General features: G+C 45.3%; 8 protein-coding genes. 5 read left to right on the top strand and 3 right to left on the bottom strand.

The genetic code is table 11. The features are described from left to right. Positions 1 to 139: 139 nt before the first annotated feature. The 4 genes from PAENI_RS20680 (at position 140) to PAENI_RS20665 (ending at position 4,892) form a co-directional block, all read left to right on the top strand. The gene (locus PAENI_RS20680; RefSeq protein WP_149646583.1) at positions 140 to 1,399 is read left to right on the top strand and encodes an ABC transporter substrate-binding protein; all 1,260 of its coding nucleotides are present in this window, start codon (positions 140 to 142) and stop codon (positions 1,397 to 1,399) included. An 82-nt stretch (positions 1,400 to 1,481) separates the two neighbouring features. Then, positions 1,482 to 2,348, top strand: a complete 867-nt coding sequence (locus PAENI_RS20675) for a carbohydrate ABC transporter permease (protein ID WP_042185429.1) — start codon at positions 1,482 to 1,484, stop codon at positions 2,346 to 2,348. After that, positions 2,345 to 3,166, top strand: a complete 822-nt coding sequence (locus PAENI_RS20670; RefSeq protein ID WP_179085741.1) for a carbohydrate ABC transporter permease — start codon at positions 2,345 to 2,347, stop codon at positions 3,164 to 3,166. Before PAENI_RS20675 ends, PAENI_RS20670 begins: the two co-directional genes overlap by 4 nt. A 37-nt stretch (positions 3,167 to 3,203) precedes the next feature. After that, complete coding sequence (locus tag PAENI_RS20665) at positions 3,204 to 4,892, top strand: glycoside hydrolase family 13 protein (protein WP_149646582.1); 1,689 nt, start codon at positions 3,204 to 3,206, stop codon at positions 4,890 to 4,892. Positions 4,893 to 4,994: 102 nt separating this feature from the next. On the opposite strand, the gene PAENI_RS20660 is transcribed toward PAENI_RS20665, so the two are convergent. Both PAENI_RS20660 and PAENI_RS32665 read right to left on the bottom strand, forming a co-directional pair. Beyond that, positions 4,995 to 6,053 carry a glycoside hydrolase family 88/105 protein gene (locus tag PAENI_RS20660; RefSeq protein ID WP_188114634.1) on the bottom strand — a complete coding sequence of 353 codons (1,059 nt, stop codon included), beginning with the start codon at positions 6,051 to 6,053 and terminating at the stop codon, positions 4,995 to 4,997. Between the two features lie 219 nt (positions 6,054 to 6,272). Continuing rightward, a complete protein-coding gene (locus PAENI_RS32665) occupies positions 6,273 to 6,506 on the bottom strand; it encodes a hypothetical protein (RefSeq protein ID WP_262495677.1) in 234 nt (77 codons plus the stop codon). Between PAENI_RS32665 and PAENI_RS20655 the strand changes: the two genes are divergently transcribed. Further along, the gene (locus PAENI_RS20655; RefSeq protein ID WP_262495676.1) at positions 6,417 to 7,148 is read left to right on the top strand and encodes a helix-turn-helix domain-containing protein; all 732 of its coding nucleotides are present in this window, start codon (positions 6,417 to 6,419) and stop codon (positions 7,146 to 7,148) included. The two genes, PAENI_RS32665 and PAENI_RS20655, sit on opposite strands and share 90 nt — an antisense overlap. A gap of 183 nt (positions 7,149 to 7,331) precedes the next feature. Here the strand turns inward: PAENI_RS20655 and PAENI_RS20650 are convergent, their stop codons facing one another. Continuing rightward, positions 7,332 to 12,290 (bottom strand): sugar-binding protein, encoded by a 4,959-nt coding sequence (locus PAENI_RS20650; protein ID WP_149646580.1) that lies wholly within the window; start codon positions 12,288 to 12,290, stop codon positions 7,332 to 7,334. Between the last annotated feature and the right edge of the window lie 53 nt (positions 12,291 to 12,343).

Below are 12,343 nucleotides of genomic sequence, written 5' to 3'. Positions count from 1 at the left end.
TACGTAAACGTTTACTCTCTCTATTGGTGATGCATATCTGCCGCCTATAAGTAGCAGAATATCAATTAGTTTTCATTTACGTACATGTTTAATCTCTTACATGTTCATAATACCAACAAATTATTAGGAGGATTTAATCATGAAAAAAACAATCAAACCCGTAGTGGTTAGCGTACTGGCTATGTCCGTACTTAGTGCCTGTGGTAGCAATGCGGCTGACAACAGCGCAAATAGTGGTGGAAATGCCTCCTCCGGTGAAAAGGTAAAAGTCGAGTTTTTCCAAAATAAAACCGAAGCCAAAGCCACCTTCGACAAGCTGGTTGCGAAATTCAATGAAGCCAATCCAAATATTGTTGTCACACAGGTTAACCCGCCAGATGCTGAAACGGTATTGAAAACTCGTGCAGCGAAGAAAGATATTCCTGACGTGGTAGGGATCGGAGCAACTGACACCTACAAGACGTTATCTGGCAGCGGTCTTTTTGAAGATTTCACAGGTGATCCACTCGCTGAGAATATCCAGCCAGCATATCTTCAAATGCTGAAAGACCTGACGGGTTCGGACGAACTGAATGGTCTTCCATTCTCTTCAAACGCAAGTGGTGTTATTTACAATAAAGCGATGTTCGCTGAAGCCGGTGTTACTGTTCCAACTACTTGGGATGAGTTCATGGCTGTCGCTCAAAAGTTCAAAGACAGCGGTAAAAATGCTTTTTACCTGACACTGAAGGATTCATGGACAACACTTACGCCGTTCAACTCCCTCTCCACGATCATTAAAGGGAATGATTTCTTCAAGGAGCGTGCGGCAGGCACTGTAACCTTCGCAGACAGCTTTAACGAGGTTGCTGAAAAGCTGCTTAAGCTGACGGAATACGGACAAAAAGATATTTTTGGTAAAGGTTACAATGACGGAAACACAGCATTCGCTAAAGGTGAATCCGCAATGTACCTGCAAGGCGTATGGGCAATCCCAGAAATCGTGAAAGCCAATCCATCCATTGAACTTGGCGTATTCCCATTCCCAGCAACAAATGATGCTGCCGATAACAAAGTCATTTCTGGCGTAGATACGTTGCTGACGATTTCCAAGAACACTAAACATAAAGAAGAAGCAAAGAAATTCGTAGACTTCCTGCTTCAACCTGAGAATGTTAGCCTATACATCAATGAGCAAAAAGCATTCCCAGCTGTACAAGGTGTAACACAAGATGATCCAACGATGGATGGCTTCAAAGAAGCGTTTACCGCTGGTAACTTGGCTGACTTTGCTGACCACTACATCCCAAGTGCGATGAAAGTGGATACCATCAACCAATCCTTCTTGCAAAAGAAAGACATTAAAGCTTACCTAGAACAGCTTGATAAGGAATGGGATAAAGTAGCTAACCGGAAATAAACTGATCAGACAAACATGAACCGCGAAAGAGAACGGGGCTTCCCCTCTTCTCTTTCGCTTTTACAATGAGGAGGATTACATGATGGCCAAACGCCGAGTCGCCTTTTATCTGATGACTATACCGGCATTACTTCTTTTCTTTGCCTTCCATACCTTTCCTGCAATCCAGGGTATATATTATTCGTTCACGAACTGGGACGGCTTTAGTGACAGCTTTGATTACGTAGGATTTAAGAACTTCATTAACATTTTTCAAGATGAAAATGTGTTGAATTCATATGTGTTCACTTTTAAATATGCCATTCTAACCACTATTCTTATCAATATCATCAGCTTGTTGATTGCGCTTGGACTTAACGCCAAAATTAAAGCTAAAAACTTTTTCCGTGGCGTATATTTCTTGCCGAATATCCTCAGCGTATTGATTGTTGGTTTTATTTTTAACTACTTGTTCGCTAATGTATTCCCTATTTGGGGTGCGAAAATCGGCAGCGAATTCCTATCACAGAACATTCTCGGTAACTCCGACTGGGCTTGGATCGGTATCGTCATTGTAGCCGTTTGGCAGGGGATTGCTTATAACACGATTCTCTATCTTGCGGGTCTTCAAACCATTCCTCATGATCTTTACGAAGCTTCCAATCTGGACGGCGCTAGCCGCTGGAGAGAATTCTGGAGCATTACGTTTCCAATGCTTGCTTCCTTCTTCACCATCAATATGGTGCTCGCGATGAAGGGCGGTCTAATGGTATTCGACCAAATCGTTGCCTTGACAGGCGGGGGTCCAGGTCGTTCAACGCAATCCATTGCCCACTTAATCTACACAGGCGGCTTCCAAGGCGGAGAATTTGCCTATCAATCGGCGAACGCCGTGATTTATTTTATCGTGATTGTCGTTATCTCCGCCCTTCAGCTTAAATTTCTGCAGAAACGGGAGATGGACTTATGATCAAAAAATCAACCAACTGGCCTGTAACGATTCTTATCGCCCTAGGCTCAATACTGATCCTGTTTCCGCTGTACATGACCATTGCCATCGCACTCAAGAATCCCGAGGAAATGGCTCAATCTATCTTCTCGCTGCCAACTGGCCTGCATTTTGAGAACTTCTCCAATGCGATTAAAGCAACGAATTTCTTCAATGCATTAGGAAATAGTACCGTGATTACCATTACAACAGTCGTGTTCATATTGCTTACCAACTCCATGGTAGCCTATGCTATTGCACGTAATATGAAGCGAAGATTTTTCAAAGTGCTGTACTTCTATTTTATCAGCGCAATGTTTATCCCTTTCCAGATTATCATGCTGCCTGTGGTCAAAGTGACTACGGATCTGCACATGAACAACATTGTAGGGATTATTATTCTATACGTCGTTTATGGTCTGGCCTTTAACGTGTTTGTTTACACCGGTTATATCCGTTCCATTCCGTATGAACTGGAAGAAGCGGCTACAGTAGACGGGGCATCGACCTTCGGAACGTTCTGGAAGATTATTTTTCCACTTCTTGCTCCTGTTAGTGCAACGATCGGTATCCTGTCTTGTCTATCCACTTGGAATGACTTTATGCTACCGCTGGTTCTGCTCGGCGATCAGGATTCCTACACACTTCCGCTGGTACAATATGTATTCCAGGGGCAGTTCAGTACAGATTTCAACTTAGCTTTTGCTTCATATTTGCTCGCATTAACCCCGATGCTCATCGTCTATTTGTTCGCACAAAAATGGATTATCAGCGGACTTACATCAGGGTCCATTAAATAAAATAGTAAGATCTATATAGAGATAGGAGATTACAACCTTGGATAAAAAATGGTGGAAAGAAAGCGTAGTGTATCAAATTTACCCTCGCAGCTTTAAAGACAGTAACGGGGATGGTATTGGTGATCTGCAAGGGATTATCTCGAAACTTGATTATTTAAATCATCTTGGTGTCGACGTGGTGTGGCTGTGCCCAGTGTACCAGTCGCCTAATGACGATAACGGTTATGATATCAGTAATTATCAAAGTATTATGGATGATTTCGGAACGCTCTCCGATTGGGAGGAACTGCTTGCTGGTCTTCACAGCCGTGGCATGAAGCTGATTATGGACCTTGTGGTCAACCATTCCTCAGATGAGCATGCTTGGTTCGTAGAGTCCCGCAAATCGCAGGATAATCCTTATCGTGATTATTATATCTGGCGTCCTGGAAAAGACGGCCAGCCACCGAACGACTGGGGCTCCTTCTTCAGTGGATCAGCTTGGGAATACGATGAGAAATCGGAGGAATATTACCTCCATCTCTTCTCCCGTAAACAACCGGATTTAAATTGGGACAATCCAAAGCTCCGCAAGGAAATCTACGATATGATGACCTGGTGGCTGGATAAAGGAATTGACGGATTCCGCATGGATGTAATCAACCTGATCTCCAAGGTACCGGAATTACCTAGCGTTTCTGGGGAAAGTAACGGAGAACAGCCTACGTACCACTTCGGTGGAGACTATTTCGTTAACGGTCCACGCGTACATGAGTATATGCAGGAAATGAACCGTGAGGTGCTATCCAAGTACGATATCATGACAGTGGGCGAAGCTGTTAATGTTACTCCAGAAGAAGCTTCGCTGTATGTTTCCGAGGATCGTAACGAGCTAAACATGGTATTCCATTTCGAGCTCATGGACGTCGATTCCGGTCCTGGAGGTAAATGGAATGTACAACCTTGGAAGCTGGCGGACATTAAGTCCATTATTTCCAAGTGGCAAGTCGCACTCGACGGTAAGGGTTGGAACAGCTTGTATATGAACAACCATGATCAGCCGCGTATGCTATCCCGCTTTGGAGATGATAAGCTGTTCCCGAAAGAGTCTGGCAAAATGCTAGCAACACTGCTTCACACGCTCCAAGGTACACCTTACATCTATCAAGGTGAAGAAATCGGCATGACAAATGTACAATTTGCTTCCATCGATGACTACAAGGATATTGAAATTGTAAATATGTATAAGGAATACTTGGCTGCCGGACACTCGGAAGAAAAAATCATGAATTCCATTTACATCAAAGGTCGGGACAATGGCCGTACGCCGATGCAATGGAACTCGGAACCGCAGGCAGGCTTCACTACCGGCACTCCGTGGTTGGCTGTGAACCCTAACTATAAAGATATCAACGTAGAGAAGGCACTGGCTGATCCCGATTCTATTTTCCACTACTATAAGAAGCTAATTGAACTGCGTAAGCAGCATGAGATTATCGTATACGGAAACTATACTATCTTGGCCGAGGAGAATGAGCAGGTATATGCTTATCTACGTACTCTTGGAGAAGAACAGTTGCTGGTTGTACTGAATTTCTTCGGAGATTCTACGGTATTTGAGCTTCCTTCTACTGTGAAATTCCAAGCGAAGGAACTGCTCATTTCCAACTACGAAGTAAATGCAGAAGATGAAATAAACACGATTCAGCTTCGTCCTTATGAAGCTCGTGTATATAAGCTTAAATAATAACACCACAGTGTACCCATAATTGAACTACAAGCCTCTGATTATCTGGGCTACCTGAAAGAAGCACTCATTAACGTAACCAAAGTTAATGAGTGCTTCTTTTTATTTTCCTTGTGAAAGATTTGACTGGTGCGCAAGCGATAACAAAATAAGAGTCAATCCCTGCCCATATAACGTCGGATAGCAGGGAATTTCTTCATAAGCCAGAATGTTTGGCATAACTGGTGTTCCACCAGATACGCCTTGAACTGTTCCATCGGGTTCGATTCGCTCCATAACGCCTTGCAGCGCTTGATTAACAGCTTCCTCATATGATCCATCCAACCAACCTATTCGAATTCCCGCTAACCATCCCGCCGCGATTCCCGCACTCCCTGACGTCTCTGTATAAAATCCGGGCTGATCCATTACCGTGTTCCACATGCCATCTTCTCCTTGGTAATGCCGCAGACCTGATGCAAGCAGTCGATATCGGTCTACAATTTCCTCGGCAAATGGAGTCAGAGAACTGATCTCCTCAGCAATCCATGCACTCGCCAATACGACCCATGCATTAGCGCGAGTCCAACGGGCTGAGGACATATGATTGCCTTCCTCACAATTCCAGCCATGGAACAATACACCGGTTTGCGGATCCTGTAGCAATCGTAAATGGACAAGCAATTGAAACTCCGCTTCTTTAGCATATTTGCTTTCTCCAGTTAGCCTCGCAAGCCTGGCCAAAAAGAGTACAGCCATAAACAAGGTATCCGCCCATACTTGTTCGGAAAAATTGACATTCTCCGTAACCGTATGTTCAAAGGCGCCTTCCCGAGTGCGCGGTGCATCTGTCAGCATCCAATCACCAATTTTAGTAGCCTGATCTAAGTACCATTGATCTCCGCTGATCCGATACAGCTCTGGGAATATTGCATACGGCGCCATCGAATTAATTACATTCACTTGCTCGATCAAATGCTTATTGCGTTCTGTCCATTGCTGCAAATATTCAATGGTTTCTTGATTCCCCACTAGTCGGTCATAAGCCAGGATTGAGATGACTCCAACTCCCGGAACCCAATCCCAGCTTTCCATATTCATTCCCCAGTCGTTCACGGTCTTATCGATCATCCGATGATAGACGCGTTCTGCCAGTTCCTTCAGTTCGTTAATCCCCTTCATATGCCCTCTCCCTAAACCCAATTTTGACATCTTAAGAAATTCTCTTCAAAGATGTTCTCCCTTTAATGTAAAGGATTCGAGGCAAGGAAACTTGGCTTCCTGTTCAGGTTTTATGGGGATTTTTCCACAAACTCCTGAGACCTTAAGGATGAACCATGTTAAAATATTCTTAGTTCTGCATACCGTTCATTTTGAAACAGGAGAGTGGATGAAATGGGTTCATACGATATCTCTTCCGACTATCAATTGGATGACACTACGAATCGTTTCCTGGATAATTTCCCAGTCCATTGTCATTTCCGCGACGGCATGATTGGACAAAGCAAAATGCATGCTCATCGGGGCTACGAGCTCTATTTTTGTATAGAGGGGCATGGCAAGCTGCTGGTAGCCGATCGTATGTACTCCCTGCTGCCCGGCAGCATTGCCATCATAAAACCATATGTCCTGCACTGGCCATCCGTTATTGGAACCAAGCCTCTTCACCGTGTCGTACTATCGTTGGACGAACGTTATGTACAGACGTCGTTCGACAACTCGCCCGGAATCAGTAGCTGCGTATCCACCCTGCTAGCCGAGCAGCAACCCTACTGGTGCTTTTCTGCAGTGAAAATGGATAGGGTTCGAGAGCTGTTGCAACAGCTCTCTGGGGAGATCGCCGATCAGCCGGCTTTTTACGAAGCAGCGTTACACCATCTGCTCGCTGAATTATTCGTCATCCTGGCGAGAGAGCAATATTGCCCACCTGACACAAGCAACTCAGAGAACGCTGCGTTTCATTTAGCGGAGCGGATTCTACGATATTTGACCGCACATTATGCCGACTCAATCGAGGTTAGCCGTTTGCATGAACGGTTCAATGTCTCCCGCTCGCATATGTATGATCATTTCAAACAAGCGACCGGCCACTCTTTAAACCGCTATTTAACGATTTACCGGATCAATCAGGCCAAACGGCTGCTTATGGATACACCACTCTCAGTGACCGAAATCGCTTCTGCCGTCGGCTTTGGCGACCTCTCGCATTTTTTCCATACATTCAAATCGGAAACTGGTCTCACGCCAAGTTCCTTCCGCAAACAAGCCGGGAATTGAGGGTTCATTTGATTTGTCTGCCAACATAGGTAGTCATTTTTTTGCAGAACAACAAATCCCCTCATGTTTCAACATGAGGGGATTTGCTTAGCCATGAACCTTGCCTCTCATGAGCACGAGATCAAGTCGATCAAAATTTATTAAGACCGTTCTCTTCAAAGCGGTGTAAATGGCCGGCTTTTATCACTGGGTTACTTTTACAACCATTTTCTCACTGGATGTTGTTCCAGCATCATTAAGAAGTTCACAATGATACTCATACGTACCTATAGGTTTGCCATGAATAGCTGTTATGGCTGACTGCGCGCTTGGCGTATGATCGTCAAGTATTTGCTCATCGATGAGAATTCCATTCTCATACAAACGATACATCGTACCGTTGGTCCCCCACCATATATTCATACTGACCTTAAAATTCCCATCGTTGTCCCAATTATCATTGGCTAGAACGGGTTGTGCCGGTGCCGCTTGATTGACGATTACCGTATGAACATCGCTTTGGGTCATGCCCATTTCATTGATAAGCTCCGCGTAGTAGCTGTATCTACCATTTTTTCGGTTACTAATATACGTGGTAGTCGATTGTTCATTCGGTGAGTGATCCGTGAGGGTTTGTGTATCGATCAGTACGTCGTTCTCGTAAAGCTTATACGTGCTGCCATTATTTCCCCACCACATATTCATTGTCACCGAATAATTTCCGTCTTTAATTCCTATGTCATACCCATTATCATCCATTAGGTTGGGTTTTCCTGGAATTCCTTTCGTACCCGGATTCGGCGAACGCTTAATCAAGATCTTCCCGTTCCCCTCGCTGCTTAGGAGATACGTCAAATCATTCCTGTTTGTCGTAACCTGAAATGGGTAAGATCTCTCCTGATCTATTTGGATTTTGTAGTTCATCGTAGCCACTCCATATAAGTCAGTAATTGCGGTTCCAATCGTATTCCCGTAGACGGCAAAGGTTACACTTTCGCCTGGAATCAATTGACCAGCCTTATCCTGGAGTATCGCGCGTAGTGATACCGTATCGTTAACCTTTCCTTCAACGTCAGTCGTTTTCAAAACCGTGTTATGATACAGCTTGAAAGTGATCGTCTGCTCGGCCATGTTCCCTGCCTGATCGACAGCTTGCACTAGCAATGAATGGTTCCCTTTTCCAGTTACAGGCGTACCGGATACCCACTCCTTCCCATCCAATAAGATCCGAACGTCTAGCAATTGGCCGTCCTCCGATTCAGCCTTCACAATCGGTAGCACTTGATCTGCATAACACTCCCCTTCAGTGACTCCTTTAATGGTTATGACTGGAGGAGTCAGATCCTTGATCCACTGAACAGTTCTGAATTTCTTGGGATCTTTAACTTCGCCAATGCCGGAGCCCCACTCGATATAACCTTTGCGACCCGTTCCATCATTATCGTTAACAAGTAGCGAGAAGCTGATCGCTTCATCTTTGGTCGGCTTCATCGGCGCCAGCTCCGACCAAGGGAGAGCAAGCTCATAGACAGTAGCCTTCTCTGCTTCATCCCGTTTAATCTCCAAGGAACCGCCCGTAATAGGCCCTATGCCAGCAGAAAAAGGCGACTTCCAGCGGTAGATTTGCGGCCCCTGAGGCGTTTGTGAGATCCCATATTCATACCATCCCAGATCCTCTCCAGGTATTCCAGCCATTACGGCAAACTGGACACTATCATTCTTCCAAATTTCTTCTCCGCTTGCGGGTGTAAAATGGACATCGTCCTTAATTTTGGCGGTCAAATAAAAATGCTCTTGATCCCAATTCACCCACACATTACCGTCCAAATCGTCTGGACCGGCGTAATTCTGCATTTTCACCGTTCCCTTGGATAACTCAACGAGCGAAGATGCCGCGATGATATCGGGGTCAACCACACCATCAACCTGTACCGTACCATGAATAATCGGATTGAAATCCAGCTTTCCTTCATAGACAAAAGTTTCTTTCCCTTCAAAATACACGGTTACTTGAGCCGGATAGCTTATGCCGAAGTCGAAACCGTTAAGCGGAATATCAATCGACTCCACCGTGCTAGGCGGGATAATTGTTGTCAACTCCTGGCTGCCGGATTGAGAACCAAACTTCCAATCCACTTTCCTGACGGTAAGTCCCCCCACCTTCGAATGGTTGCTGATTTGTACCTTCATTGCTTCGATCTTCTTATTCCTATCAACAATAACAGGTATAATTTTGGCTTCATAAGCTGACGCCGTTCTAACGGCATGTTTTAGTCTTCCAATTTTGCTACTGTTCGAGGTCAAGTCCCCAGTTACATAACGCCCCCCTTCCTGACTCATTCCAGGTAAGGATATCGAGAGAGAATTCTTCTGACCGGGTTCTGCATACAACTGATAGTGCAAGCCTTCCATCGTTAACGAAACATCGATAGGTGTAGCTGTTACATTATTCGTCTTCACCGTCAGCGCAACAGGTTCGCCGGCTACCGCATCTTCTGCTACGAGGGTGAATGTCGGATCAACAGCGATTCCGCCAATGTCGCTTTCAATGTAAATCGGCTCCCCCGTTAGTGTCATATACACTTTGCCGTCAAGTGGCGTGAAGGTTTCAGTATTTCCCATTATATCGGTGATTTGAATCGGCACATCCGTAATAATCGCTGCCTGCACGGGGTTATTAGACCAGACGACTCTTAGCTTTCGACCATCCTTATTGAACTTGTAGCTCGAAATATTCGTGTCGAACGTTTCCCGTTCCACGAACTGAGTCCCCATAATCTTTCGGGTCATCGCCGCGTAAGCCGCGTAAGCAGGTTTCGGCGTAAATGCTCCTTTCGGGTCATTCTGATTCCGTAAGATGCCAAAGTTATCCTCATGATAGTCGCTTTTCATGCCATCGTTCATTAAGTCGTACCAGAACACTTTTTCGACGCCCTCTGCAAGTGCCTGGACATGAGTGCGCACTATATATTCTGCTTGCGTATTTTCGGTAATTCCTATGCCTCCAACAGACGTCGGCCATCCAACTTCCGTAAACCATATCGGTTTAAGTTCTCCTTGATTATATTGGCGTATTAAGTTCTGTGTATTACGCACGGCATCTACAATACCATCTGGCGCTTTTTGACTTTGGTAAGGATGTATAGAGACGGCATCCATATATTGAAGTCCACCAAGCTTGAACACCTCCTCCATCCAGCCGAGCGGTGTTCCAGCCGTCGCCATCCCAACCACCGTGACATCTGGTCTAGCGGCTTTCACCGTCTCATAGGTCTTCTTCAGAAGCTGATAATAATAATCCGGGCGAGAGTCCGCAGGGCCACTTCCCCTATCTCCGAAACTGCCGTTGAATTCGTTATATACTTCAACCCAATTGATCTGGTTTCCGTACAGATTTAAGAGGGATTTTCCGTAATCGGCGAATCCTTGACGACCTTGATCTGTATAAGGTGTGCTGTTCTGATCATAAAATGGATTTGTATAGTCAAGGATGATGAACGGTTTGAGGCCATCCTGCTGTGTTCTCTTCATATAAGCATCACGATTCGCAGGCTTCCGGTATTTCCCCTTTTCGTATTCAACCGCTTCCCATGGAATTTCATCCCGAAAGTTTTTGACCCCTGCACGGTGCATCAGTTCACTTAACTCTGGGGTCCATCCTTGAGGAGTTTCCCATGCAAGATGTGTCGACATGCCAAACGGAGAATTTTCCGCTACGTTTGGATCTGCATCGGATAGACGAGCCAATGATACTTCCGAGCTTTGGATGATCTGGCCGCCTTTCTTCGTGGCAATCGTTAATTTGTAATAGCCTAACTGTTGTAAAGGAATGGACAAATTCAGTTGCCCTCCCTGTACCCCATCGGTGCCATCCAGTATCTTATGATCCAAGTGATCATACACGCTCCAACTCACGGAGTCTCCTCTAGTTGCGACTTGAAAGGCTACAGGTTCGCTTTCCAGGAAGATATTGCCCATTCGAACCTGTTGAATAGATAAATCAGGCAAGGGAGCTGTTACCACAACATTGTCCAGACGGATTTCTCCGCTTGATTTACCGCCGTTCAGACCAGACTTCTCTAATAAAAATTCAATTTGCTGGGCGGGACCATGCCATTTTCCATCGTTCGCCCCACTGAAATAAAGATAATTTTGCCCACCATCAAATTTATAAATCTCTAGCTTCTGCCAGTTAGGCGTCGGCGCTAAGGAGATTTTTTGCTGGTGCACCTGCCCGGTCGCATCTTTCAACCGCAGCGAGAGTGAAGCAGCATCCGCCGTTTTTATCCAAAATGCAAGTTTTTGCATCGCAATAGGTGAAAAGCTTTTGCCCAACGTAATATATTTGCCGCCTACACTGAAGTCCCCCCGCAGCTTGCCGGAAAACAATCCTGACTTGGACTCGGAAGCATCTCGTACATATTCGCCGCTAGCTCCTGGAAAATCGGTACCTAAACCTAATTTCCATAAATCAAAGGCATTCTCGAAATTTCCGATCGCATTCTCCCATAAAGGATCTTGCTGTGAGGCTAAAACAGATACATCATCGATCCATACATCCCCGCTAGATTTACCACCGCTTAATCCGGCCTTCTCTAACAGAATTCCAATCCCTTGCGCGGGACTATGCCATTGGCCATTGTTTGCACCGCCGAAATGAAGATAACCTGTGCCACCGTTAAACTTGCTAATCTCCACCTTCTGCCAATTCGAAGTTGATGCTAAAGCAATCCTCTGTTGATGCACTTGTCCGGTTGAATCCGTCACCCTAAGCACAATCGCTGAGGCATCGGCTGTCTTGACCCAAAATTCTAGTTTCTGAATATCTATCGGAGTAAAATTTTTGCCTATCGCAACATATTTGCCACCAACGCTAAAATCCCCATGCAGTTTACCTGAATAGGCCCCCGACTTCAACTCGGACTCATCCCGTACAAATCCGCCTTGGGTTCCGGGAAACTCGGTTCCCAAGCTGAAATTCCAAACCTCTTCTTCACTTTCAAAATCACCAATGGTTACGGCTTGTAGCGCTTCTGCTGCAACCGCTGTCGTATTTCCTTTCCATAGGAGTTGGTTCATTGGCCAGGTGCATAAAAATACAACCAACATGAAACATATCATCCACTTTTTCAGTCCCAAATCCGTACCTCCCTCTTCTATCATGTTTAAATCCTCGCGAAGAATCGGTAAGCGCTTTCACTTTTCGAGAACTTGTC

Source organism: Paenibacillus sp. B2(2019), from assembly GCF_008370385.1.
GTDB lineage: Bacteria > Bacillota > Bacilli > Paenibacillales > Paenibacillaceae > Paenibacillus_AQ.
The sequence above is the reverse complement of the archived record's forward strand: the minus strand, read 5'-3'. Positions and strand labels throughout refer to the sequence as shown.